At 35.5% G+C, this 23,967-nt stretch carries 24 protein-coding genes; 16 read left to right on the top strand and 8 right to left on the bottom strand.

Annotation, left to right across the window (positions count from 1 at the left end; genetic code table 11):
• From AC2A1G_RS06740 to AC2A1G_RS06725, 4 genes are all read right to left on the bottom strand, one after another.
• Positions 1 to 612 (bottom strand): DUF4126 domain-containing protein, encoded by a 612-nt coding sequence (locus AC2A1G_RS06740; RefSeq protein ID WP_484046164.1) that lies wholly within the window; start codon positions 610 to 612, stop codon positions 1 to 3.
• Positions 613 to 682: 70 nt separating this feature from the next.
• Positions 683 to 1,057 (bottom strand): ribonuclease P protein component, encoded by a 375-nt coding sequence (rnpA, locus tag AC2A1G_RS06735; RefSeq protein WP_484046163.1) that lies wholly within the window; start codon positions 1,055 to 1,057, stop codon positions 683 to 685.
• A complete protein-coding gene (locus tag AC2A1G_RS06730) occupies positions 1,044 to 1,790 on the bottom strand; it encodes a tRNA threonylcarbamoyladenosine dehydratase (RefSeq protein WP_484046162.1) in 747 nt (248 codons plus the stop codon). The genes rnpA and AC2A1G_RS06730 overlap by 14 nt, the downstream gene beginning before the upstream one ends.
• Entirely contained in the window at positions 1,783 to 2,409 is a 627-nt protein-coding gene (locus AC2A1G_RS06725) for a TatD family hydrolase (protein WP_484046161.1), read from the bottom strand. The genes AC2A1G_RS06730 and AC2A1G_RS06725 overlap by 8 nt, the downstream gene beginning before the upstream one ends.
• Positions 2,410 to 2,502: 93 nt before the next feature.
• Between AC2A1G_RS06725 and AC2A1G_RS06720 the strand changes: the two genes are divergently transcribed.
• The 11 genes from AC2A1G_RS06720 to AC2A1G_RS06670 all read left to right on the top strand — a co-directional run bounded on the left by AC2A1G_RS06720 (position 2,503) and on the right by AC2A1G_RS06670 (position 13,611).
• Positions 2,503 to 3,132 carry a TetR/AcrR family transcriptional regulator gene (locus AC2A1G_RS06720; RefSeq protein ID WP_191737160.1) on the top strand — a complete coding sequence of 210 codons (630 nt, stop codon included), beginning with the start codon at positions 2,503 to 2,505 and terminating at the stop codon, positions 3,130 to 3,132.
• Between the two features lie 98 nt (positions 3,133 to 3,230).
• Complete coding sequence (locus tag AC2A1G_RS06715; RefSeq protein WP_484046160.1) at positions 3,231 to 4,226, top strand: outer membrane protein assembly factor BamD; 996 nt, start codon at positions 3,231 to 3,233, stop codon at positions 4,224 to 4,226.
• 42 nt (positions 4,227 to 4,268) lie between these two features.
• Entirely contained in the window at positions 4,269 to 4,592 is a 324-nt protein-coding gene (locus AC2A1G_RS06710) for a DNA-directed RNA polymerase subunit omega (RefSeq protein ID WP_225687897.1), read from the top strand.
• Between the two features lie 116 nt (positions 4,593 to 4,708).
• On the top strand, positions 4,709 to 5,911 hold the full coding sequence (gene coaBC, locus AC2A1G_RS06705; RefSeq protein WP_484046159.1) for a bifunctional phosphopantothenoylcysteine decarboxylase/phosphopantothenate--cysteine ligase CoaBC: 1,203 nt from the start codon (positions 4,709 to 4,711) through the stop codon (positions 5,909 to 5,911).
• A 37-nt stretch (positions 5,912 to 5,948) separates the two neighbouring features.
• Positions 5,949 to 6,851, top strand: a complete 903-nt coding sequence (gene porD, locus AC2A1G_RS06700) for a type IX secretion system protein PorD (protein ID WP_484046158.1) — start codon at positions 5,949 to 5,951, stop codon at positions 6,849 to 6,851.
• A 64-nt stretch (positions 6,852 to 6,915) separates the two neighbouring features.
• Positions 6,916 to 8,565 carry a DNA repair protein RecN gene (locus AC2A1G_RS06695; RefSeq protein WP_484046157.1) on the top strand — a complete coding sequence of 550 codons (1,650 nt, stop codon included), beginning with the start codon at positions 6,916 to 6,918 and terminating at the stop codon, positions 8,563 to 8,565.
• A 112-nt stretch (positions 8,566 to 8,677) separates the two neighbouring features.
• Complete coding sequence (locus AC2A1G_RS06690) at positions 8,678 to 10,141, top strand: DUF5687 family protein (RefSeq protein ID WP_484046156.1); 1,464 nt, start codon at positions 8,678 to 8,680, stop codon at positions 10,139 to 10,141.
• Between the two features lie 174 nt (positions 10,142 to 10,315).
• A complete protein-coding gene (locus tag AC2A1G_RS06685) occupies positions 10,316 to 11,098 on the top strand; it encodes an ABC transporter ATP-binding protein (protein WP_484046155.1) in 783 nt (260 codons plus the stop codon).
• 295 nt (positions 11,099 to 11,393) lie between these two features.
• Positions 11,394 to 11,954 (top strand): RNA polymerase sigma factor, encoded by a 561-nt coding sequence (locus tag AC2A1G_RS06680; RefSeq protein ID WP_484046154.1) that lies wholly within the window; start codon positions 11,394 to 11,396, stop codon positions 11,952 to 11,954.
• Positions 11,941 to 12,543, top strand: coding sequence for a hypothetical protein (locus AC2A1G_RS06675; RefSeq protein WP_484046153.1), 603 nt, complete (start codon positions 11,941 to 11,943; stop codon positions 12,541 to 12,543). Before AC2A1G_RS06680 ends, AC2A1G_RS06675 begins: the two co-directional genes overlap by 14 nt.
• A 30-nt stretch (positions 12,544 to 12,573) precedes the next feature.
• Positions 12,574 to 13,611, top strand: a complete 1,038-nt coding sequence (locus AC2A1G_RS06670; RefSeq protein WP_484046152.1) for an outer membrane beta-barrel protein — start codon at positions 12,574 to 12,576, stop codon at positions 13,609 to 13,611.
• A gap of 230 nt (positions 13,612 to 13,841) precedes the next feature.
• Here the strand turns inward: AC2A1G_RS06670 and fumC are convergent, their stop codons facing one another.
• Positions 13,842 to 15,236 carry a class II fumarate hydratase gene (gene fumC, locus AC2A1G_RS06665; RefSeq protein WP_484046151.1) on the bottom strand — a complete coding sequence of 465 codons (1,395 nt, stop codon included), beginning with the start codon at positions 15,234 to 15,236 and terminating at the stop codon, positions 13,842 to 13,844.
• A 199-nt stretch (positions 15,237 to 15,435) separates the two neighbouring features.
• Between fumC and AC2A1G_RS06660 the strand changes: the two genes are divergently transcribed.
• Together AC2A1G_RS06660 and AC2A1G_RS06655 are read left to right on the top strand one after the other, a co-directional pair.
• Positions 15,436 to 17,043, top strand: a complete 1,608-nt coding sequence (locus tag AC2A1G_RS06660; RefSeq protein ID WP_484046150.1) for a fumarate hydratase — start codon at positions 15,436 to 15,438, stop codon at positions 17,041 to 17,043.
• 98 nt (positions 17,044 to 17,141) lie between these two features.
• Entirely contained in the window at positions 17,142 to 17,429 is a 288-nt protein-coding gene (locus AC2A1G_RS06655; RefSeq protein ID WP_312074921.1) for a hypothetical protein, read from the top strand.
• 102 nt (positions 17,430 to 17,531) lie between these two features.
• On the opposite strand, the gene AC2A1G_RS06650 is transcribed toward AC2A1G_RS06655, so the two are convergent.
• Entirely contained in the window at positions 17,532 to 18,404 is an 873-nt protein-coding gene (locus AC2A1G_RS06650; RefSeq protein WP_484046149.1) for a helix-turn-helix transcriptional regulator, read from the bottom strand.
• 102 nt (positions 18,405 to 18,506) lie between these two features.
• On the opposite strand from AC2A1G_RS06650, the gene AC2A1G_RS06645 reads away from it, so the two are divergent.
• Positions 18,507 to 18,884 (top strand): MauE/DoxX family redox-associated membrane protein, encoded by a 378-nt coding sequence (locus AC2A1G_RS06645; protein ID WP_484046148.1) that lies wholly within the window; start codon positions 18,507 to 18,509, stop codon positions 18,882 to 18,884.
• Positions 18,885 to 18,972: 88 nt separating this feature from the next.
• On the opposite strand, the gene AC2A1G_RS06640 is transcribed toward AC2A1G_RS06645, so the two are convergent.
• Positions 18,973 to 20,331, bottom strand: a complete 1,359-nt coding sequence (locus AC2A1G_RS06640; RefSeq protein ID WP_484046147.1) for an acyl-CoA dehydrogenase family protein — start codon at positions 20,329 to 20,331, stop codon at positions 18,973 to 18,975.
• A 204-nt stretch (positions 20,332 to 20,535) separates the two neighbouring features.
• On the opposite strand from AC2A1G_RS06640, the gene AC2A1G_RS06635 reads away from it, so the two are divergent.
• Positions 20,536 to 21,450 carry a DUF4349 domain-containing protein gene (locus AC2A1G_RS06635; RefSeq protein ID WP_484046146.1) on the top strand — a complete coding sequence of 305 codons (915 nt, stop codon included), beginning with the start codon at positions 20,536 to 20,538 and terminating at the stop codon, positions 21,448 to 21,450.
• 60 nt (positions 21,451 to 21,510) lie between these two features.
• Here the strand turns inward: AC2A1G_RS06635 and AC2A1G_RS06630 are convergent, their stop codons facing one another.
• Positions 21,511 to 22,941 (bottom strand): glycoside hydrolase family 125 protein, encoded by a 1,431-nt coding sequence (locus AC2A1G_RS06630; RefSeq protein ID WP_484046145.1) that lies wholly within the window; start codon positions 22,939 to 22,941, stop codon positions 21,511 to 21,513.
• A 108-nt stretch (positions 22,942 to 23,049) separates the two neighbouring features.
• Here AC2A1G_RS06630 and AC2A1G_RS06625 point away from each other — a divergent pair, with 108 nt between their 5' ends.
• Positions 23,050 to 23,958, top strand: coding sequence for a hypothetical protein (locus AC2A1G_RS06625; RefSeq protein ID WP_484046144.1), 909 nt, complete (start codon positions 23,050 to 23,052; stop codon positions 23,956 to 23,958).
• Positions 23,959 to 23,967: the final 9 nt, after the last annotated feature.

Genomic DNA, 23,967 nt, shown 5'->3' with positions numbered 1-23,967 from the left:
TTATTCTAATTTGGGTCTTGCTTTATTTTTAGATGAAAACTTTTTCATCAGTTTTTTACCTCCAATTACAATCAGTACAATTAAGATAATACTTAAAACAAAAGCGATAACGGGTGCAAGCATCGAGACAATCGTCATAAATCCTGCTCCGGCAGTTTCTGTACTTCCAACAATGAAATTTCCGGTTCCGCCTGTCGTTGCGGTGGAAGCCGCGCGCAAGCCTGCAAATCCTGAGCTGATTGTTGCTGCCGTTCCTCCACCTGCAATAATTGCCAAAGCCCATTGTGGAAAAGTTCCCAGATCTGCAAACTGACTCGCAAACAATACCGAGCCCGCCACCGTAGAAAGCGGAATGGCTGCAGAATCCAGTAAATTATCTACAAATGGTAAGTAATAAGCAAGAATTTCTGCAACAGTGGCAATTCCTGTCATAATTAATGTAGGAAGACCAGCGAGCCACTCAAAACTATCGCTCATGGGAATCCAGCCCAAATAAGAGGAAAGACTTACGGCAAACAGCGGCAGAAAAACTCTGAAACCGGTTGCGGCAGCGAGACCGATGCCAAAAAAGGCACTTACGATGTACGGAAAGTAGGGGATATTGTCAAGCATTTTATTTTCAGATTTGTGAAGTTTAAAATTAATGAAATTTTAAATGCTTTCTCTGAAAATTTTCAATGACTTATTTTTTACGCTGAGCCTGACACAGTTTTACAAACTGCTCCTCAACTTCTTTGTAACCAACCGCTTTTTCCGGAGAAGCCCAGAACAGCATTGCGTGTGACAAGTCGCCAAAAGATTCTTTGTACAAATCTTTATTTAAACGGAAACATTCACGTAAAAGTCTTTTAAAACGGTTTCTGTCGACCGCTTTTTTGAAATATCTTTTTGAAACCGACACTCCGAATTTCAGTTCAGGAATGGGAGTGTTTTCTTTATTTTTTAGAATAATGATACGCAGATTTCCAAAAGTTCTCCATTTTCCTTTTTCGAAAAGTAATTTGATGTCGTTTTTACCTTTCAGCTTTTCAGCAGATGGATATTTAAAGTTCTGCATCGGGAGATTCGGTCTTGTTAACCAGATAATTAATCACTTCCGAGGCAGCATATAACCCAAAAATGGCAGGCATGTAGCTGATTGTACCGTAAAAAGACCTTTTATAATTGCTTCCGTCGGTCATTTTCAGACTTTCTTCATCTTGAATATCATCAGAAAAAACGCAACGGACACCTTTGTCAATTTTTACTTTTTTCAGTCTTTTTCTGACTTGTCTTGCCAAATGACAATGTTTGGTTTTGCTGATGTCGCGTACCAAAACTTTCGTAGGGTCAGATTTTCCTCCGGCTCCCATGCAGCTTACTACTTTTGTTTTTCTGCGTTTTGCAGCAATAATTAGGGCTACTTTTGGTGTAATACTATCGATACAATCTAAAACATAATCGAAATTTTTTCCTTCAAAAACTTCTTCCATGCGTTCAGGATTTAAGAATTCGTTTATTCTCGTCAGATTAAGTTTCGGATTGATGTCTAAAAGTCTGTCGCCTACAATTTCAACTTTGTGTTTTCCAATTGTAGAATGCAGCGCAGGTAATTGTCTGTTAATGTTGGTGATGTCTACCGTGTCACCGTCTACGATGGTCATGCTTCCCACACCTGCTCTGGCTAAAAATTCTGCAGCAAAAGATCCTACACCGCCAAGTCCTACAACTAAGACGTTGGAATTATGAAGATTTTCCAAACCTGTTTCTTTGATGAGAAGTTCTGTTCTTTCCAGCCAGTTTTTATCCATTTCGTATTGTTTCTAAATTAGTAGCTATTTGATCCTGAAGATTTTCCAGTGATATTTTTTTTAAATCTGAAACTTTGTGATACAGTTCTTCGATATTAAAATCTGCATCATCGGTTTCCAAAAATATTTTATCTAAAGGAGCGTTTTTTAAAGTATTTTGCAAAGATAGATTATACAAAACGGCTTTTCCAAAACTCAGATAAAAATTATTTGAAAGAAGACTGTCTGCAATCGTCTGTTTTTTATTAAAACCATGCAAAATCATGGGGAAATCTGATTTTTTTCTAAATGGAATCAGTTCAGAAAACCTTCGGACACAGTGAATAATTAGAGGTTTTTTAAATTCATTAGCAATATTGATTTGTTCAAGAAAGATTTTGTTTTGAATTTCAGCAGTCGCCACAACCATCGAATCTAAACCACATTCGCCAATGGCAAAACAGTTTTCATTTATACTTGTTTTTAACCACTCAATTTGCTGTGTAAAATTATTTTCATCAATATCTTTCGGGTGAATTCCCACTGAAAACAAAACGTCCGGAACGGGTTGAAACAGTTCAAGATTATAGATTCCGTTCGTAATATTTATTTTGTGATGATGAAAATCAAAGTAAGGCATATTCAAAAATAATCAAATTATGTTTTAAATTCCTAAACGGCTGTTTATTGATTTTGTTAAAAAATTCATAACTTTAAGGCAAAGTCAGTTTCTATGAAGAAAAAGTTTACGGAAAAACAAATCCATATTTTAGATATTGCTGAAGAACTTATTGCCAGAAAAGGTTATGAAGGTACTTCTGTAAGGGATATTTGCTCAAAAGCGAATATCAATGTTGCGATGATTTCGTATTACTTTGGCTCCAAAGAAAAAATGATGTCCTATCTCTACCAGTACAGAGTTTTGAAAACGAGAGAGAATTTTTCTGAATTTGCAGACACTATCAAAGACGGGAAACCTGAAATGCAGATGAAGGAAATGGTGAAGTTTATTATCTCCCAACTTTTTAAATACAATTATTTTCACGGCTTTGTTACTCAGGAATTAAGACACTCCGATCAGGTGAAAAATGAACTTTTGGATTGCTATCAGTTGTTTGTACGAAAAATTGATGAAGTAACTAAAAAAGGGGTTGCTTCCGGCGTTTTTACTTTTACTCCAAAACCTGAGGATTTGCTTACCGTTATTATCGGAGCAACACTTTTTGTGATCAGAAATAAAAACTTTTACGAACTCTACGTTCCGCACAAAGATTCTGATTCTTATGACAAAGAAGCTGAAAAAAAGGTAAGAGTGAATACTTTAATGTCGGTTTTTGCTATTTTGGGATATGCTACAGACTAATTTTACGTTAAATAATCATAAAAAAAAGTCTTTTGCAAAAAAAGTTTTATTTTTGCAAATTAAAAGTTCGGAAAAATACCGAATCTGTTGAATTCCTTATGAAAAAGTATATTTTAGGTATTTTCGCTGTAGCGGTACTTGCTGCCTGCAAAAGCACTCAGCAAAAAGCATTGACAAGTGCGGATAAAAATTTTATCCTGAAGACCGCCAACGAAAATTTTGCTAAAAAGAAGTGGAAGAATGCTTTGGCGTTATATGACAGGTTACCAAACCTAGTTGCAGGTACAGATGATGCTCCCAACGTAGTTTTTAATTCTGCGTATGCTAATTATTATGATAAAAATTATAAGCTGGCAGGGCATCAGTTTAAAAATTTCTCGGTAAGCTTTCCGCAGGATCCTAGAAAAGAAGAAGCTGCATATATGTCTGCATTGTGTTACTACAACGGATCTATGGATTATAACTTAGATCAGTCGAGTACAGAACTGGCAATTAACGAGCTTCAGGATTTCCTGACTAACTATCCGGATTCTGAGAGAGGCAAAAACATCAACACCATGATTGATGAACTGACTTATAAATTAGAATTTAAAGCATACGAAAATGCAAAACACTATTACAAAATGGGAGATTACAAAGCTACCGGTGTTGCATTCGAAAACGTTTTGGAAGATTTCCCAAGTACAAAACTTCGTCCGAAAATTTATGATTATATGATGAATGCACGCTATTTTTTGGCAGTGGGTTCAAATTATCAGCTTAAAGACGAGCGTATAGAAAGTGCTTTGGCTTTCACAAGACAGGTAGAAAAAGAACTTCCAAACACAGAATATTCTAAAACTGCAGTTGACCTGAGAGGAAAACTTGAAAGAGAGAAGAAAGATTTTGTAGTTGTGAAGAAGCAGAATGAAGAAAGAATCGCATTGCTGAACGAAAGACAGAAAAGAATTGCTGATCAGGAAGCTAAAAAGGTGAAAACCGAAGAGCAGATGAAAGATCAGATGCAAAACGAAAAGCAGGCAAACCAAATGAGAAGAGACAGTGCAGTGTTGCAAACACCTCCTCCTGCTGCCACTTTCAAAATCCAAAGATAAGTCGTACATTTGCCATCTTAAAAATAAATTAATTTTCTCAAAATGAGCGTAAAAGATACAAAAGCAGAAGTAAATACCATTACTTATAACAAAGACAAGATTGAAGACAAAGTAGGATCAATCTACGAAGCGATTGTTATCATGGGCAAAAGAGCTGAGCAGATCAACGCAGAAATTCGTACAGAGCTTCACAATAAATTAGATGAATTTGCTGTGCACAATTCTACTTTAGAAGAAGTTTTCGAAAACAGAGAGCAAATTGAAATCTCTAAGCATTACGAAAAACTTCCGAAACCAACTTCTATCGCAATTGAAGAGTGGTTAAACGATGACGTTTACTTCAGAAAAACTGAAGACAGAAAATAACAATATGTGTTTTTTATAAACAAAGGTCATAAGAGATTTTTCTTTTATGACCTTTGTTGTTTACACCACTGCTGTTCACCAAAAAATAAGTATTTTAGTACTTTAAAAATATTTTAATGGCAATCTCAGGAAAAAAAATCCTTCTTGCAGTTTCCGGCGGTATCGCAGCTTACAAAATCCATTTTCTGATTCGGGATCTGGTGAAAAAAGGTGCAGATGTACAGGTGATTATGACAGCTGATGCAGAACAGTTTGTAACCAAATTGAGTCTTTCAGTTTTATCTAAAAAACCTGTTTACAGCGATTTCTATGATGAAAACGGAACGTGGAACAGTCATGTAGAATTAGCTTTATGGGCAGATTTGATGATTGTAGCGCCCTGCACAGCAAATACTTTGGCTAAAATGGTCAATGGGATTTGCGATAACCTTGTGATTGCAACCTACATGTCGGCAAAATGTCCTGTTGTTATTGCTCCGGCGATGGATTTGGATATGTATAAGCACCCTTCAACAAAGGGAAATCTTGATCTTGCTGAAAGTTTTGGACACATGATTATTCCTGCAGAAAGTGGTGAATTGGCAAGCGGATTGGTCGGTCAGGGAAGAATGGCTGAACCTGAAACAATTGTAAGAACGGTTGAAGTTTTTTTCAATTTAAATCAAAATAAAACTTTAGAAGGGCAAACTGTTTTAATTACGGCAGGGCCAACTTATGAAGCAATTGATCCTGTGAGATTTATCGGAAATCATTCTTCCGGAAAAATGGGTTATTCGTTGGCGGATGAAGCGGCAAAACGGGGTGCGAAAGTGATTCTGATTTCCGGGCCGAGTTCTGAGAAAATTTCAAATCAAGATATTGAAATCCATAGAGTGACGTCGGCAAAAGAAATGTTTGATAAAGTTTTTGAATTTTATGACACCATTGATATTGGTATTGCGAGTGCTGCTGTAGCAGATTATACTCCAAAAGTGGTTGCTTCAGAGAAAATCAAAAAAAATGAAGACAGTTTCACAATTGAATTAATTAAAAATCCAGACATTCTAAAAACGATGGGTCAGCAGAAAAAACATCAGTTTCTGGTTGGTTTTGCCCTCGAAACTCAAAATGAAGAAGAAAATGCAATGGGAAAGCTTCAAAAGAAAAATCTCGATATGATTGTCTTAAATTCTTTAAGAGATGCTGGAGCTGGATTTAAAAACGACACCAATAAAATTAAAATTTTCACGCAAACAGAAAAGAAAGAATTTGATTTAAAATCTAAAGACTCTGTCGCCAAAGACATTCTCGATTTCGTTGAAAATCAATATTTAAAATAAATTTAATAAATTTCCGTTCTCAATTTTAATCTTAGAAATGAAAAAATATATCATCATACTATTTCTGCTTTTAATTTCTCAGTTTTCATCGGCTCAGGAAATTCTCGCGACAGTAAATGTTAATACACAGCAAATTCAGGGAAGTAATACACAGGCTTTCAAAGCTTTGGAAAAAAGTTTAAGAGACTTTATCAATAATACGAGCTGGACGGGGAAAAAACTTCAGAATTTCGAAAAAATAAAATCAAATTTTTCTCTGATTCTCAGCGAAAGAGACGGAAACAGATACAAGGGAAAAATTGTAATACAGGCTGTGAGACCAGTTTATAATTCCACTTACGAATCTCCACTGATCAATATTGAAGATACAAAATTTGGATTTGAATATGTGGAAAATGAGAATCTTGTATTCAATGAAAGGCAGTTTTCAGGAAAAAACCTGATTGATGTAATCAGTTTTTACGTTTATGTAATTTTAGGTTATGATGCCGACAGTTTTCAATCCAACGGTGGAACTCAGTATTTTTCAAAAGCTCAGCAGATTGCGCAAAATTCACAGAACAGAGGCTATGAAGGCTGGAATCAGATTAATGAACCACGAAGCCGCACTATTTTGATTGGAGAAATTTTAAATCCAAATATGAATCAGCTTCGTTCAACGATGTACACTTATCACAGAGCAGGCTTAGACAATCTTTTCAATCAGGATCAGAGCCAGGGAAAAAAAATTCTTTCAGATGCTCTGCTGCAGCTGAAAATGTATGAAAACAACTTCCAGCAGAACTATTTCTTCAATACTTTTATCAATAATAAGAGTGATGAGATTTACAATATTTTCAACTCCGGAAACAACGGGGGTGTGAATATAAGCGAACTGAAACAGCTGATGATTACATTTGCTCCAAAGTTTACAGATGACAAGTGGAATAAATGGAAGTAAACATTTGATGTTGAATTCTCATTCTTAAAATTTTATATTTGCATTACAAAATGCAGCTTTCATTATGCTTTCGAGAATTTATATCAAAAACTTTGCACTCATCGATGTGCTTGAAGTTAATCTAAATAAGGGTTTACAGGTCATCACTGGAGAAACCGGTGCTGGGAAATCTATCATCCTCGGGGCTTTACGTCTTATTTTGGGTGAAAGAGCCGACTTGAAATCTATTTCTAAAGCGGAAGAAAAAAGCATTGTAGAAACTGAATTTTCTTTAAATAATCAGTTCAAAAAATTCTTCATCGAAAACGATCTCGATTACGAGCATCAGACGATTATCAGACGTGAAATTCTTCCTTCGGGCAAGTCCAGAGCATTTATCAATGATGTTCCGGTGACTTTGGATATTTTAAAAGAACTCACTTCGCAGCTGGTAGACATCCATTCTCAATTTGAAACTTCTAATTTATTTACTTCAGAATATCAGTTTAAAATTATTGATGGAATTTCTGGAAATAAATCAATTTTAGAAGAATATCAGAAAGAATTTTCAGATTTTCAAAGTCTTCAGCTGCAACTTAAAAAATATAAAACCCAGCTTTCAGAAAATACCAAAGAAAGCGATTACAAAACGTTTCTTCTCAACGAATTAGAAGAAATTGATTTGGATCATATTGATTTTGAAGAGCTTCAAAACCAACTTTCTGTTCAGGAAAACGCCGAGATGATTTCAGAAAATCTTGCTCAGGTCTTGTCAAGATTCCATCAGGAGGAAGTGGGTATTCTTTCGTTTTTTAATGAAGCTAAAAATAAAATTTCAAAAATCGCTGAAGTCTCTACCAATTTTTCTGAATTGGATGTAAGACTCGAAACTTCTTTTGTAGAATTAAAAGATATTATTTCTGAATTGGAAGATGAAGCTGAAAAAATTGAGATTAATCCGGAAAATTTAGCACTTTTAAGTCTTCTTAATAACAAACTTAATACGCTTTTCATCAAACATAATGTTTCTGATGTCGAAGGCTTGAGAGAAATCAGAGATCAGTTGGCAGGCGAACAGAAGGGTGCTTCCGAACTTGAGGAGCTGATTGTTCAGATTGAGAAAAACATTGTTTTAAAAGAAAAAGCACTGGCTGATCTTTCAAAAAAACTTTCAGATAGAAGAAAGAAAAGCACACCGTCTTTTATTTCTAAAGCTGAAGGTTTGCTTAAAAAATTAGGTCTGGAAAAAGCAAAAGTTGAGATCGAGCTACAAAATTCACAAGAATTCAACTCTTTTGGAAAAGAAAATATTCAATTATTATTTCAGGCCAACTCAGGTTTTCCTCTAAGACCGATTCAAACGGCGGTTTCCGGTGGTGAAAGATCAAGAGTGATGCTCGCTGTAAAGAAAATTATTGCAGAAAGTGACGAACTTCCTACTCTGATTTTAGATGAGATCGACACTGGAGTTTCCGGAAAAGTAGCTGAAGAAATAGGAAATCTGATGCGTGAAATGTCTGAAGATATGCAGCTGATCGTCATTTCCCACCTCGCACAGGTTGCTGCAAAAGGTAACGACAATTACAAAGTGGTAAAACAGGATATCAACGGAAAAACACAATCTAATATCATCGCACTTTCTGATGAAGAAAAACTGAATGAAATTGCGCAGTTGCTTTCAGGAAGTAAAATTACTGAGGCGGCAATGGCGCAGGCTAAAGAGTTGATGGGCTAATTTCTTCTTTTTTTGAGATGTTTTAAGTAAAAATTTTCAATTTATCCCATAAATAGGGACTTATTCTGTAACATATTTAAACTTATCTTTACTAATATTTAAAAAGTAAACTATGTTTAAAAGGTTTCTAAAGCTTGAATGGAAGAGCTTTTTCCGTGGTTCATCGTTGGGAATCAATCTTGCGATGAAGATTTTTAGAATCATCGGAATTTGTTTCTTTGTTTTGTGGCTTGCAATGATGGCTTTCATTGCCTATTTCTATGTAGAGGAGGAAATGAATGAAGATCCTTTGAAAGTGATTTCCCGCTTCATGATTATCGGTTGGGTGCTTGATTTGTATATGAAATACATGGTTCAGCAGATTCCGACGCAGAATATTAAACCTTTTCTTACTCAGAATATTCCTAAAAAAGTTGTCGTCAATTATACTTTAATTAAAACTTTTCTTACGCCGCTGAGTTGGTTTAATTCAATATTTCTCATTACATTTTGCGGAATTTTAGCGTTCAACGGTTATGATTTTCTGGGAATTGTAGCTTGGTTTATAGGGGTATCATCTTTATTTTATCTGAATAATTTTCTCAATCTTTTATTTAATGATAAAGAAAATGTAGCCATCGGAGCAGGAATTTTGATTGCAGTTTTTGCTGCTTTAAATTATTACGAAATTGTCCCTGTTTTATCTTACTCAGAAAAGATTTTCTATAATTTGTACGAACGACCTTATTTTGCGGTAGTTCCTGCTATGCTTTTCCTTGGTCTGTGGAAAATTACCTTCAATTACATCCGAAAAGGTTTTTATCTTGATGAAGGTCTTGAAGCTAAAAAAGAAATCGGAAAAACCGAAAACATCGCTTTCCTGAATAAATACGGAGCTATTGGAACATTTATCAACAATGACATCAAAATGTTGAAGCGAAATAAGGTAACCAAAGGTGTTGTGATAGGCAGTTTCCTTTTTGTGTTTTACGGCTTGCTGATGTTTTCAAATAAATACTACCAGACACCTGCAGCATTAATGTTTATGGGGCTTTTTGTAACCGGAGGCTTTCAGTTTACTTTCGGTGGGAGAGTTCCCGCGTTCGACAGTGCCTATTATCCTCTGATGATGACGCTCAACGTGCCATATAAAGAATACATCAAAGCCAAATGGTGGCTTATGAATATTGTAACGGTCTTTTCTATTGTCTTGGCCTTATTCTACATATACTTCGGATGGGATGTCTATCTAGCATTTTTTGCGGCAGGACTATACAATATTGGCGTCAATTCTCAGTTTACCCTTTTGTCGGGCGCTTACAATAAAAATCTCATTGATTTAAATGCAAAAGAAAAAAGAGTCGGACAAAAAAATACTTTCAGTTTTAAGACTCTTATTTTAATGATACCTAAAATGCTCTTACCAATGGCTGTTTACGGGATATTCTTTTATTGCTTCGGAATTACTGCTGCGGTCGCCAGCATCGCAGTTTTGGGTCTTTTAGGATTTATTTTTCGTGAAAAAATCTTCGATATGATTATTAAAGTTTATAAAACCGAGAAATACAGTACGATTGAGGCTTTTAAGAAAGATTAAGTTGAAAGAACCAAGTAGAAAGAGCCAAGTAAAAAGTATAAAGAGTCAAGTAAAGTAATTCGGGTTCATACTGAAAAGTTCAGTAACAGCTGTCAAGCTTGAAAGTCGTGTTATTATAGCAAAACCAAACACCCATCATCCCACATCCAACACCCAACATAATACACCAAAAAAATGATTACAATTCAAAACCTCACGAAAACCTACGGTACAGCAACAGTTCTCAACATAGAAAATTTAGAAATTACAAAAGGCGAAACGTTCGGTTTGGTCGGAAATAACGGTGCGGGAAAGACAACACTTTTCAGTTTAATGCTTGATTTAATTCAGCCTACAGCAGGTTTTGTAAGTGTTGATAATATCAAAGTAAACGAATCTGAAGTATGGAAAAACAAAGTCTCAGCATTCATCGATGAAACTTTCCTGATTGGATATTTGACTCCTGAAGAATATTTTTACTTCATAGGCGAGTTGAGAGGTCAGAATAAAGCTTCTGTAGATGAGTTTTTAAAGCAGTTTCATGATTTGTTTAATGGAGAAATCGTCAATGCAGGAAAATACGTCAGAGATCTTTCAAAAGGAAATCAGAAAAAAGTAGGAATTGTTGGAGCATTAATTGGAAAGCCCGAAATTATTATTCTTGATGAGCCTTTTGCTAATTTAGATCCATCCACACAGATCAAACTGAAAAATATGATTCGTGATTTTGCCAGAGAAAATGGGGTGACGTTTTTAATTTCAAGTCATGATCTTGCCCACACAACAGAGGTTTGCAACAGAATTGTGGTTGTGAATAAAGGTGAAGTCGTACGTGATATACAAACAACTCCCGAAACTCTACGCGACCTTGAAAAGTATTTTGAAGATCAGGTCAACTCAGGGAAAAAGGAAGTGATTTCTGAAGAGCCTGTAATTACAAAGGATTTACCAACAGAAAATACAAGCGGGACGTTTTAATTAAATCTAAAGGTAATCGACGGTAAAATTACAAGCCCTGAAGGGGCGACAAAATCAGCATCGGGTGCAGCCCGATGTTTTACATTTGACAATATCACAAAGCCCTGAAAGGGCGACATAATACGAATTGCATCCAATTCTGTAATTTTTAAAAATAATTTAATAAAATATAACATTCATTTTCAGTAGGTTACGAGAAATTTAAGTATAATTTAAAAAAGATTGTAACCATTTTAAACTTTTGCTGTCTTTAGTATAGAAATCGAAGATTCGACGAAGTCAAATAGAATAAACCATGAAGCTTTTGTTTGGAAATAAAAAAGATGATTTGCTGAGCCGCCTCAAAAGACAGGATCCGGCTGCGCAGAAAATCTTTTATGATCAGAGTGTAAAGAAATTTCTGAGTGTTGCAAAAAGCTACGTCAGCGATATCTATCAGGCGGAAGATTGCGTAATCAAAGCATTCTGCAAGATTTTTAAAAACATCGAAAGCTTCCGTGGTGAAGGAAACTTCGAAGGTTGGGCGAGAAAAATTGTAGTCAACGAATGCCTCAATTTCATTAAAAGCCGCAAAACGGTTTTTTACCTCGACGACGTTCATGCTTCTGTTCTGGAAGATTTGCAGGAAGAGACTTTTGATTTTGACTTTAATGCTCAGGAACTTTTAGATCAGCTTCCGGATGCGTACAAAATGGTTTTCAACCTTTATGTGATTGAAGAATATTCGCATCAGGAAATTGCAGATACGCTGAATATTTCTCTGGCAGTGAGCAAGACCCAACTCTTCAGAGCAAAAGAAAAATTAAGAAAGATTTACTTTCAACAACAAAAACAACTGAAAAATGAACTCGTTTAATAATAATTTTGAAAAACAATTCAAAAAACAAATCGACGAAAGAGAGATTACTCCTTCAAGGGATTTGTGGGCAGAAATTCAGGCTCAGACTGAAAATTCTGTTTCCGGAAAATCTAAATTGAACTGGGTTTATCTGGCTGCGTGTTTTATTGTAATTTTTGGTTTGGGAGCGCTTTTATTTTTTAATAATGATGCAGATCCAAAATCACAACTGGCTCAAACGGTAAACATACCTTCTCAAAAACAGGAAAATCCGGTAGAGGAAATTAATTCGAATGAAATTATTCCTGAAAAAGAAGAAAAATTGGCTGAGACTAAAAATATTTCTTTGCAGGAAAAAACAGTTCAGGAAATTCAGACTCAAAGCAATCTGCCACTTATCAAAGAAAATCCTTCGGAAGTTGCTTCTCAAATCATTATTCAGAATCAGCCTGCGAAAATCATCGCAAAATCCGATTCTGTACAGGTGAAAAAGAAAAAGAGATTCGTTGATCCTTCAACCTTACTTTTCTCAATCGAGCATAAAGATGTTATCGAAAAATCTAAAGATGGCAGCAATGTCGCAACCATCGATCTGAACAATAAATAATTCAATTCTAAACTAAAAAATAATAATATCATGATTAAGAAATTTATCATCACAGGAATGTTGTGCCTTGTTGCAACGACAGTTAATGCACAGAAAAAAGCGTTAGGAATCAACCTTCAGTCTAAAGAAGACACCACTGTAAGTCCGATTGTTAAAGAGAAAGTAGAAGAGTACGCTGCAAAGATCAATGCAATTATTCAGGAAGAAAAGAAGCTGATGGAAAGCGAATTATTAGTTCTTCAAGCCAAAAATTTAGATAAAGCTGAATTCGACAGACAGAAAGCGCAAATTGCCGACAGTTATTCGGATAAAATAGATACAAAAATTGAAGCTTTGGGTTTTGATTTGGATCAGGTCATCCAAAAGCAGGTAAGATATTCTCTTTTAAATTCTGACGTAACCTCAAACGAAGAATTAAAATCACAATTACTTAAAAAATACCGTCCCACAAAAAACCTTGAAGGCTATTTTTCTTACGGAATTATGACGCTGACCAATGACAAACCTGATAATGATTTAGACAAAAACTTAGGATACGCCAACAATCTGGAGTTTGGTTTAAAATTCAATTACCAGTTCAGCAGAACGAGCCCTTGGGGATTGATTTCGGGTTTAGGGTTTTCATGGAGAACGGTTCGTCCCGATAATAATATGATTTTCACAAAACAAAACAGCGATGTGATGTTGGCAAAATACGAAGGGAGTCTTGATAAAAGCAAATTGAGAACAGGTTATTTGATGGTTCCTTTCGGATTTCAATATAATTTTTCTAAAATTAAAAATGCCGGAATGGATGTTCAGTACAGAACATATTCAGACGGTTTGCGAATGACTGCGAACGTTTATGGCGGTGTAAGAATGTCAACTAATAATATCGTTAAAGGAGATTCTCAAAGTTTCAGAGACCGTTCGAACTATCAGGTAAATCCATTTGTTTATGGCGCTCAGTTCACGGTTTCTTATGATAACTTAAGTGTTTTCGTAAAAAGAGATTTCAGCAATTTCTTCAAAGATTCTTATTTTGAAAATGATAAAGCTTTGGTTTTCGGAATTGCTTTAGGCTGGTAAGATTTTTCACATTTATATTTAACAGAAAACTCCGCAGAAATTTATTTTCCACGGAGTTTTTATCAATTATTTAAATTTTTATCTCCCACAGATTTCACGGATTTGCACAGATTAGTACGTTCAAAAATCTATTAAATGTGTAGAAACTGTGACGCTTTTGTCTCACGCAGACTTTGCAAATTGAGCAGATCTAAAATCTGTGAAAATCTGTGTAATCCGTGAGCAATATTCTATTTCAAACTTCCCACCATATCCTCAGGTTTCACCCATTCATCAAACTGTTCAGCAGTCACAAAACCAAGATTGATGGCTTCTTCTTTTAGTGTTGTTCCGTTTTTGTGAGCAGTTTTTGCAATTTTTGCAGCATTTTCATAACCTATATGCGTGTTCAAAGCGGTTACCAGCATCAAAGATTTATCAACTAACTCTTTTATTCTCTCATGATTCGGTTCAATGCCAACGGCACAATGATCATTGAATGAAATACAAGCATCAGCGATTAATTGAGCCGACTGCAGGAAATTGTAAGCCATGACCGGTTTGAAAACATTCAGTTCATAATTTCCCTGAGTTCCCGCAAAAGAAATTGTGGTGTCATTACCTAAAACCTGAGCACAAACCATCGTTAAAGCTTCATTCTGTGTAGGATTTACCTTTCCAGGCATAATTGAAGAACCAGGCTCATTTTCCGGAATATGAATTTCACCAATTCCTGAACGGGGTCCGGAAGCCATTAACCTGATATCCTGAGCAATTTTGTATAAGGAAACCGCCAATTGCTTCAACGCGCCGTGAGATTCTACGATTGCATCGTGAGCGGCCAAAGCTTCAAATTTATTTTCGGCTGTTACAAAAGGTAGATTTGTAAACTGTGCAATATATTCTGCAACTTTTACATCATAACCTTGAGGTGTGTTTAACCCTGTTCCAACTGCAGTTCCGCCCAAAGCCAATTCAGAAAGATGGGGTAATGTATTTTTTAAAGCTCTAATTCCATAATTCAACTGGGCAACATATCCTGAAAACTCCTGACCTAAAGTCAATGGCGTAGCATCCATCAAATGTGTTCTCCCGATTTTTACAATGTCTTTAAAGGCAGCTGCTTTCTCGTTCAACGTATTTTTTAGTTTCTCAACTGCAGGAATTGTAACTTCAACTACTTTTTTGTACGCTGCTATGTGCATTGCTGTTGGATAGGTATCATTTGACGACTGAGATTTGTTCACATCGTCATTCGGGTGAACTTCAGTTTTGTCGCCTAAGTTTCCGCCAGCATTAAAGTGAGAACGGTTGGCAATCACTTCGTTCACATTCATATTCGACTGTGTTCCCGAGCCGGTTTGCCAGATGACCAACGGAAACTGATCATTCAGTTTGCCATCCAGAATCTCATCGCAAACCTTGCCAATCATATCTCTTTTTTCTGCGGGAAGAACTCCCAAATCTTTATTGGTAAATGCTGCAGCTTTTTTTAAATAAGCAAATGCTTCAATAATTTCATGAGGCATTGAACCTTCGGGACCAATTTTAAAATTGTTTCTTGAACGTTCTGTCTGCGCGCCCCAAAATTTGTCTGCAGGAACCTGCACTTCACCCATGGTGTCTTTTTCTATTCTGTAATTCATTGTGAAATTGTTTTCTTCAGGTTTAGGCTGAGGTTAAGGTTGGATCAGACTTAACCTTAACCTCAGCCTCAATTGATAAAGTTAAACAATGTAAAACAACCCCGCAATTTATAATCATTATAAATACGCATCTAAATCATTGATTTTACTCATGCTTTTTTCACGATGTTTTATTTTTGCACGGAAAATAGAAAGTAACATGGATTTTAAATATCAGGATCCGTATCCAATTTTGAAAGATGATACGGTTTATAAAAAATTGACTTCAGACTATGTGAAAGTGGAGCAACATGGCGAAAGAGAAATTTTAACCATCGACCCAAAAGGTCTGGAACTTCTTGCTGAAGAAGCTATGGCAGACGTTTCTTTTATGCTTCGGTCTTCCCATTTGGAAAGTTTAAGGCGAATTATTGATGATCCTGAAGCGACTGATAACGACCGATTTGTTGCTTACAACTTACTTCAGAATGCTGCAGTAGCCGTTGAAGGTGCTTTACCTTCTTGTCAGGATACAGGAACGGCGATCGTGATGGGTAAAAAAGGCGAAAATGTTTACACAGGCGTTGAAGACGGCGAATATTTAAGCAAAGGAATTTATAATACGTACCAAAAAAGAAATTTGAGATATTCTCAGGTCGTTCCTCTAACGATGTTTGATGAGAAAAATTCAGGTTCAAATCTTCCGGCGCAGATTGATATCTATGCTAAAAAAGGAAATTACTACGAATTTTTATTCTTGACGAAAGGTGGTGGTTCTGCCAACAAAACTTTCCTTTATCAGAAAACGAAATCTTTACTGAACGAAAAATCTCTTGAAGCTTTCGTTAAAGAGAGAATTTCAGATTTGGGAACGGCTGCCTGTCCTCCTTACCATTTGGCTTTGGTAATTGGTGGAACTTCAGCTGAAGCAAACTTAGCGGCGGTAAAAAAAGCATCTGCAAAATATTATGACAATCTTCCGACAGAAGGAAATGAAGCCGGACAGGCATTCAGAGATTTGGAATGGGAAGCGAAAGTTCAGAAAATCTGTCAGGAAAGTGCGATCGGTGCTCAGTTTGGCGGAAAATATTTAACGCACGACGTGAGAGTGATCAGATTGCCTCGTCACGCCGCTTCCTGTCCGGTAGGGATGGGAGTTTCATGTTCAGCAGACAGAAATATCAAAGGAAAAATTACCAAAGACGGAATTTTCTTAGAGCAGTTGGAGCAGGATCCAAAAAGATTTTTACCAGCAACACCGCCACATTTGGAGGCAGCAGTTGAAATTAATTTGAATAAACCGATGCCTGAAATTTTGGCAGAGCTATCAAAATATCCAATCAAAACAAGATTAAAATTAAACGGAACTTTAATCGTTGCAAGAGATATCGCTCACGCAAAGATCAAAGAATTGTTAGATGCAGGGCAGCCGATGCCTGAATATTTCAAAAATCACCCAATTTATTATGCCGGACCTGCGAAAACACCGGAAGGAATGGCTTCAGGAAGTTTTGGACCGACGACTGCGGGAAGAATGGATGTCTATGTTGACGAATTCCAAAGTCACGGCGGAAGCATGGTGATGCTGGCAAAAGGAAACAGAACTGCTGATGTAACGAACGCATGTAACAAATACGGCGGTTTCTACATCGGTTCAATTGGTGGCCCTGCTGCAATTTTAGCGAAAGAAAATATTTTGTCTGTTGAGGTTGTAGATTTCCCAGAATTGGGAATGGAAGCGGTTAGAAAAATTGAAGTAAAAGATTTCCCGGCGTTTATCATAACTGACGATAAAGGCAATGACTTCTTCGCAAATTTGGCACATTAATTAGTTTAAATTTAAAATAAATAGCAAAAATCAGCTTTCATGTTTTGCCTAAGAGGTAAAAATGTTCTATTTTTGCGTAAATCTTTAAGAAAAGAATCATGATGTTATCAGCATTTTGGCCGTTTTACCAATTCATCTGGACAGTTTACTTCATCTGTATGTTGCTTGTCGGGTTTTGGTGTATTATAATGTTTTTCGGATTTATCATTCCACTTTGGTTAACTGAAGGTTTGAAAGAATATTTCGGAAAAGTAAAACCTTTTGATCCTGAGAAAATCAGAAGCAAAATGCTTTATGAGCAGGAAGGTGTAGAAGTTGTTTACAACTCACCTAAAGGTCACGGTCCTTTTGTTCACGATAGCCACGGAAGTCACGGACATCATTAATTGATTGTCAGTTCTTTTTCCCCTGAATTCGGAAAAAGGACTATCAAAGCAAAACAACATATATTTAAAACCACTGTTTTTTACGGTGGTTTTTCTTTTTGTTCAAATTTTTCTCAGTTGATCGGGAGAAATTCCAAACTTCTTTTTAAATGCTCTGCTGAAATTAGGGACGTATTCGTAACCACACTCTGAAGCAATTTCTTTGATGAGATGATTGTTGAAAACAATCATTTTTCGGGCTTTCAACATTCTGAGTTCATTGATGTATTCTGAAACTGTAGTTTTAAATTCAGATTTAAATTCAGACCTGATTTTAGTTTCATTTAAACCAAATTTCACGGCAATATCATTTATACTGATTTGTTTCGTATAATATTGATCAATATAAATTTTTATAATTTGGGCGATATTTTCGGTGGTTTGGATTATTTTGGGTTCACTGAACTGCTCAAAAATTAGCATCAGAAGCTTGATGATCTTGGCTTCGATTAAAAGTTTTTTTAAAATTCCTTTTTTAGAACTCCCCGTAATTTCTTTGATAATCATGTGCATTTCCACCGTAATTTTTGGTGGCTCTGCATGATTTAACAGAATAAACTGATTTGTAATCATCCTTTTCAAAATACTGTCGTTTTCTTTGCTTTCCTGAGGGTTCAGAAGATTTACGATATAAGAATATTCAAACTGAATATGAAGAAATTGCATTGCAGAATTGCTTTTTGAAATCAGTTTTGCGGTTTTTTTAGAAAAACTGTAATGAAGAATGTAAGAATTTTTTTGAATCGAAATTTCAGAATGAATATCATCTGCTTCAAGACTCATGTTGGAGCTCAGGAAAAATACAAGATTGAAGCAATTTTCAGTTTCGATTTGGTATTCATTAGCAGATCCACCAATGTTTACGGAGATATTTTCGTTTTTGAAAAAAGGTAGATTGGTTTCTGATGGCATTTTCTTTTCTGTAAAATCTACCACAAATTTAATTAGAATAATTAAAAATAATAAAAATTAAAATATGAGTTTTGTTATGAATTTTTGGATTAAAATTTTGTTTAAATTTGATTAAAATGATCAATCATGAAAATCGTAAAATTTATTATCTGCCTGCTTTTCGGGCTTATGTTTGCCAACGCCGGCTTAGACAAGTTCCTACACTACATGCCGATGCCGGAAATCACACCGGAACAGATGAAGATTTTTGATGCGTTTAAAAAATTGCACTGGCTGATGCCTTTGGTAGGAGCGGTAGAAATTATTGGCGGATTACTGTTTATCTTCCCAAAAACACGGGCTTTGGGTGCTATTGTGATCTTCCCGGTAATGGTCGGAATTATTCTTCACGTTTTCACCATCGACAAATCTACGATGGGAATGTCAATTGCGGGTGTTTTGTTTTTAATCAATCTTTGGATGATTATTGATAATAAAGAGAAATATAAAGCTTTGCTGAAATAAGAATGTGAATTGTGAATTGTGAATTTTGCTTCGCAAGTGAATTTCAAAAATTGACAAGCAAAGCGAATTGACTATTCACAATTGACTTTTACACAAATGCGCTGAAACCTGTAATCGAACGACCTACAATCAGAGAATTAATTTCTTTCGTTCCTTCGTAAGAATAAATCGCTTCAGCATCGGCAACAAATCTTGCAACGTCATATTCAAGAAGAATTCCGTTTCCTCCCATTACTTCACGCGCTCTGGAAACAACATCTCTTGTTCTCATCGTACAGAAAACTTTAGCTAAAGAAGCGTGTTCATCTTTCAAAATCCCTTCATCCTGCATTTCGGAAAGTCTGAAAACCATCGTCTGCATTGCGGTAAGGTTAGAAAGCATTTCCACCAAATGCCCCTGAATCATCTGGAACGAAGCAATTGGTTTTCCGAACTGTTCTCTTGTTCTTGTATAAGCCAAAGCACTTTCATAAGCTCCTCTTGCGCAACCGGTCGCCATCCACGCAACTCCAGCTCGCGTCATTCTCAGAACTTTTGCGGTATCTTTAAATGAGTTGGCATTTTGCAAACGGTTCAGTTCAGTTACAACACAATCTTTCAGTGTAATTAAACCATTTTGAACAATTCTCAAAGCCATTTTCCCTCTGATTTTCTCAACAGAATATCCTGGATTATCTTTTTCAACGATGAAACCTTTCACTTCGCCATCGTCTAAATCTCTAGCCCAAATAATAATGATGTCTGCAAAAGTGGCGTTGCCGATCCATTTTTTCTGTCCGTTTAAAATCCATCCTTCAGGTGTTTTTTTGCAGGTAACTGTTAAACCACCCGCCGCTCCGGAACCTACTTCAGGTTCAGTTAAGCCAAACGCTCCGATTTTCTCAAACTTCTGCATTTGAGGAAGCCATTTCTGTTTCTGCTCTTCCGAACCGCAAATATAAATTGATCCCATTGCCAAACCGGACTGTACACCGAAAAATGTTGCAATAGAAGCATCAACTCTTGCCATTTCCATTGCGATAACGCCTTCCATTAAAAACGGCATTCCTTTGCAACCGTAACCTTCATACGTCACACCGCAAATATCGAGTTTCTGAAATTTAGAAATTAATTCATGTGGAAATTCGTCTCTTAACCAATAATGATTAACTAAAGGCTTCACTTCTTTTTCCATAAACGCTCTTACTTTCAGCTGAACTTCTCTCTGCTCCGGAGTCAAAGTGTGATAAATGTCGTAGAAATCTCCATCGATTGGAGGAAGCTCTTTTTTCTTTTTATTGGGATCAAGCATTTTCATCATTCCGCTGAGCTGTTTGTCATCCAGTTTGGAAAAGTTTTCCATGAGTTTTGGAAGATTTACTTTCTGCGAAATTTCACTCAGCTGATCAAAATCAATCGATCTGAATAATTCTATGGCGTTTCTGATTTTGGAAAAAGTTTTAGACATATTGATTTCTGTTTTGATTTGTAAAATTTAAGCAAAAATCAATCCGAACGTGGTACACTAAGCGATAGTGTGATTTACAAATTATTGATTTACAATTAAATAAATCGAAATAATTATTTACAAAATGTTTACCTACAATATTCAAACATTACAAACGATTCCTGCTGAACTTTGGATTAAGCAAACAAACAAAAATTTTACCCAATGAAAACAACTTACATCAGATTAACCATCGCAGCATCACTTTTATTAGGAATTTATTCATGTAAAAAAGGCGAAGCAACAGCAGTTGACTATGAAACTTCTACAAGCAGTAAAGAAATATCAGCAGACAGTATTTCATCAGTCGCAACAATGTCGGTAAAAGACAAACAGTTCATTAAAACTGCCAACGTTAATATGGAAGTAAAAGATGTTTACGACGCAACAATTTCCATTGAAAAAACAATTCAGGAATTGGGCGGATTTGTTACACACAGCGATTTGCAAAGCAAAGTAATTTCCGAAGAAACGTACAATACTTCCGATCAGGATGCGATGCTCGTAAAGAAATATCAGACTGAAAATTCAATGCTGGTAAGGGTTCCAACGGAAAAATTAGGCGAACTTTTAACCTTAATTAATGATAAAAAACTGTTTCTAAACTCAAGAGTGATTAATGCCGAAGATGTGACTTCAAGTATTAAATATGCAGCACTGGAAGGCAAAAGAATCAAGAAAACTGAAGAAAATATTTCAAAACTCAAGGCAAATAAAGATAAGGTGACTTTAGATAATGAAAATATGTCTGACGGAAACCTGCAACAACTCGCCAATATGGATGTTTCGGACAACTTAAAATACAGCACCGTCGATATCTACATCAAAGAACCCAAGCTCCGAATTGCTGAAATTGCGGTAACCAATTCACAAAATATCGACAATAAATATAAATTCAATTTCTTTTACAGCGCCAAAAATGCTTTTGTGGAAGGGTATTATTTGATTCAAAGATTAGTTGTAGGATTAATTATGATTTGGCCAGTTGTATTAATTGCAGCCATCGTATTTTACTTTTACCGAAAAAACAAATCTAAAAATAAAATGTCACAGCCAAAAGAACAAAATTCGGCATCCTAACCTTTAGGTTATCAACATAGATCTTTCTGAGCCTTCGCTTTTGTGGAGGTTTTTTTATGATTAAAACTTCCTTTTCAGGATTTCGGGTTTTGTTTTGTGAAGGTGAAGAATCAATTCACCAAAAAGCGTATTTGCCCAAGCAAACCAAGAACGTGTAAAATCTTTAGGATTGTCTACATCAAAAGATTCATGGATAAATCCGGTTCCTGCGTGAGTGGCTTTCAGCATTTTTAAAACTGAAACAATTTCTTCGTCATCATCAGTTGTCAAAGCCTGCATAATCAAACCCAAAGGCCAGATTTTGTGTTCGCCAATGTGCGGACCACCAATTCCTTTCGCAAATTTCCCTTCACTGAACCAAGGATTGGCTTCACTTAAAGAAAATTTCCTCGTATTTCTGTAAACTTCATCTTCTTTTGAAGCATAACCTAAATAAGGAATTGATAAAAGATTAGGAACATTAGCATCATCCATAAACAACGCATTTCCGAAACCGTCAATTTCTAAAGCGTATATTTTTCCCGCAACAGGATGATTTAAAATGGCATATTTCTGAATGGCTTCATCCACTTCCTCTGCTAAATTTTTAAATTGAATAGAAGAATTTTCATCCTTTAAAATCTTAGAAAAAATCTCTGCCGTCTCCCTCAGAGAAACCACCGCAAACATATTTGATGAAACCAAAAACGGATAAAAAGTAGCATCATCCGAAGGCCTGAACATCGAATGAATCAAACCGATTTTCTTCGTCGGATTTCCGTAACCACCTGCAAATTGTGTATCTAAAGAATTACCATTCGAACGCTGAAACTTATACGGACCTTTAGAATCTTTTCTTTGCTGTTGTTGAAAGGTTTGCAAAATAAGAAGCATTGCTTTTTTCCATTCAGAATCAAAAATTGAAGAATCTCCGGTGGTTTTCCAATAATTGTAAGACAACCGCATCACATAACAAAGAGAATCGACTTCCCATTTTCTCTCATGAATTCCGGGTTTCATTTCCGTTAAATCATCTTTCCATTCGCTGATCTTACTTGCATCATCAAAAAATGCATTAGCGTAAGGATCCAGCAGAACACATTCAATCTGTTTATTAATAACACCTTTCAATAAATTTTTAAGTTTTTCATCTTCATTAGCTAAACTTAAATAGGGATAAACCTGCGCCGAAGAATCACGAAGCCACATAGCATCTATATCTCCCGTGATCACATAAGTAAAAGGTTTATTATTTTTCTGATAAAATTTTACCGTTGTATCTAAAGTGTTGGGAAAACAATTCTCAAACATCCACGCCAATTCAGGATCAGCGATGGATTTTTTGATGGTTTTAATGGTGTTTTCTACGGAAACTGAAGTGAACTTTCTTTCATTCAGTTTTGGTCTTCTTGAGATCAAATCGTTATCAAATAAAAAAGTTGCAGAATTTGGTATTGCAAATAAACCTAATCCGAGAGATGATTTTTTGATGAATGTTCTTCTGCTTAGCATTTTTGATTGGTTTAAAATTGTTATTCCAAATCTAAGAGTTTTTTATAATTCAATATTAATTTCATTATATCGTGAATTCAAATAATTATTTTTGCTGAAATTTAATTCATGGAAACTGTTTTAATCATCGGAATCTTACTTTTTTTAATCATTTTTAGTCTGTTTTTTGTTTTCACGGGAAAAAATAATAAAAGAAGTCTTCATAAAAATACATCTCAGCTTTCAGATATTCAAAAGGATTTTTTGGAAGACCAGAAAAAGCGAATTATCTGTAAAGAAAACGAAATTCACATAAGCAATCACCATCTCTATTCAGGAATATCCAATACCGAAGTTGAAATTTTAACGTTGGAAGGCTCAGTTCCTGAAATTAAAATTTTTGAAAATAATGAGCTCATCAAAATATTTAAAATAGAACCTAAAAATTCCAATCCGAATCTTGACGGACAAATATTTGATTGCGAAATACGGGTGAATAAAGATTTCTCTGTTCAGATTGAAGGAGTAATTTATAAAGACATGGAACATTTACTATATAAGAAAGATGTCAATAAAGAATATTTGAGATTTCAGCCTTTTCATCTTTCACACCGAAAAGAAAATGACGAAAAACTGATTGGTCGCGGAATGATTGCAAGAGGGCTTCATTATATTGGTCATCGCGATGGAGGAAATATTCGTCTGATTTGCATTTGTGATCATTGTCAAGAGAGTTTCTCGGTCGATTTTTATCACGCTGGTTTTTCTGATGCCCAATACTTTTATTCTACTCACAGCAAAGAAACGACCATGGTAAGTTTTGATGTGATTCGGGAAATGCCTAATCATTATCAAATAGAAATTGACGAAAATATGCTTGAAGAATTAGAAAAGAAACTTCCAAAAACGCATGACGGAGAATTTAAATATTACAATCCTTTTTGCTGCCCTCACTGTCTTGCTCCTTTTAATGATTATCAAAAGTTTAAAGAAGACAGATCAAACGACATTTATGCTCATTTTTATTTAAATAAATAGTAAAAAGAT

Source organism: Chryseobacterium sp. HNCC26DJ240 (genome assembly GCF_057180485.1).
Note: the sequence above shows the minus strand (reverse complement) of the source record. Positions and strands in the feature narration are given on the sequence as shown.

What these genes read in the sequence shown, in the direction of transcription:
- AC2A1G_RS06740 (WP_484046164.1), bottom strand. Translation starts at nt 612, where the DNA reads ATGCTTGACAATATCCCCTACTTTCCGTACATCGTAAGTGCCTTTTTT.
- AC2A1G_RS06680 (WP_484046154.1), top strand. Translation starts at nt 11,394, where the DNA reads ATGAAGCTTTTGTTTGGAAATAAAAAAGATGATTTGCTGAGCCGCCTC.
- AC2A1G_RS06660 (WP_484046150.1), top strand. Translation starts at nt 15,436, where the DNA reads ATGGATTTTAAATATCAGGATCCGTATCCAATTTTGAAAGATGATACG.
- AC2A1G_RS06730 (WP_484046162.1), bottom strand. Translation starts at nt 1,790, where the DNA reads ATGGATAAAAACTGGCTGGAAAGAACAGAACTTCTCATCAAAGAAACA.
- rnpA (WP_484046163.1), bottom strand. Translation starts at nt 1,057, where the DNA reads ATGCAGAACTTTAAATATCCATCTGCTGAAAAGCTGAAAGGTAAAAAC.
- AC2A1G_RS06690 (WP_484046156.1), top strand. Translation starts at nt 8,678, where the DNA reads ATGTTTAAAAGGTTTCTAAAGCTTGAATGGAAGAGCTTTTTCCGTGGT.
- coaBC (WP_484046159.1), top strand. Translation starts at nt 4,709, where the DNA reads ATGGCAATCTCAGGAAAAAAAATCCTTCTTGCAGTTTCCGGCGGTATC.
- AC2A1G_RS06675 (WP_484046153.1), top strand. Translation starts at nt 11,941, where the DNA reads ATGAACTCGTTTAATAATAATTTTGAAAAACAATTCAAAAAACAAATC.
- AC2A1G_RS06655 (WP_312074921.1), top strand. Translation starts at nt 17,142, where the DNA reads ATGATGTTATCAGCATTTTGGCCGTTTTACCAATTCATCTGGACAGTT.
- AC2A1G_RS06685 (WP_484046155.1), top strand. Translation starts at nt 10,316, where the DNA reads ATGATTACAATTCAAAACCTCACGAAAACCTACGGTACAGCAACAGTT.
- AC2A1G_RS06635 (WP_484046146.1), top strand. Translation starts at nt 20,536, where the DNA reads ATGAAAACAACTTACATCAGATTAACCATCGCAGCATCACTTTTATTA.
- porD (WP_484046158.1), top strand. Translation starts at nt 5,949, where the DNA reads ATGAAAAAATATATCATCATACTATTTCTGCTTTTAATTTCTCAGTTT.
- AC2A1G_RS06715 (WP_484046160.1), top strand. Translation starts at nt 3,231, where the DNA reads ATGAAAAAGTATATTTTAGGTATTTTCGCTGTAGCGGTACTTGCTGCC.
- AC2A1G_RS06630 (WP_484046145.1), bottom strand. Translation starts at nt 22,941, where the DNA reads ATGCTAAGCAGAAGAACATTCATCAAAAAATCATCTCTCGGATTAGGT.
- AC2A1G_RS06720 (WP_191737160.1), top strand. Translation starts at nt 2,503, where the DNA reads ATGAAGAAAAAGTTTACGGAAAAACAAATCCATATTTTAGATATTGCT.
- AC2A1G_RS06710 (WP_225687897.1), top strand. Translation starts at nt 4,269, where the DNA reads ATGAGCGTAAAAGATACAAAAGCAGAAGTAAATACCATTACTTATAAC.
- AC2A1G_RS06695 (WP_484046157.1), top strand. Translation starts at nt 6,916, where the DNA reads ATGCTTTCGAGAATTTATATCAAAAACTTTGCACTCATCGATGTGCTT.
- AC2A1G_RS06640 (WP_484046147.1), bottom strand. Translation starts at nt 20,331, where the DNA reads ATGTCTAAAACTTTTTCCAAAATCAGAAACGCCATAGAATTATTCAGA.
- AC2A1G_RS06625 (WP_484046144.1), top strand. Translation starts at nt 23,050, where the DNA reads ATGGAAACTGTTTTAATCATCGGAATCTTACTTTTTTTAATCATTTTT.
- AC2A1G_RS06725 (WP_484046161.1), bottom strand. Translation starts at nt 2,409, where the DNA reads ATGCCTTACTTTGATTTTCATCATCACAAAATAAATATTACGAACGGA.
- AC2A1G_RS06645 (WP_484046148.1), top strand. Translation starts at nt 18,507, where the DNA reads ATGAAAATCGTAAAATTTATTATCTGCCTGCTTTTCGGGCTTATGTTT.
- fumC (WP_484046151.1), bottom strand. Translation starts at nt 15,236, where the DNA reads ATGAATTACAGAATAGAAAAAGACACCATGGGTGAAGTGCAGGTTCCT.
- AC2A1G_RS06670 (WP_484046152.1), top strand. Translation starts at nt 12,574, where the DNA reads ATGATTAAGAAATTTATCATCACAGGAATGTTGTGCCTTGTTGCAACG.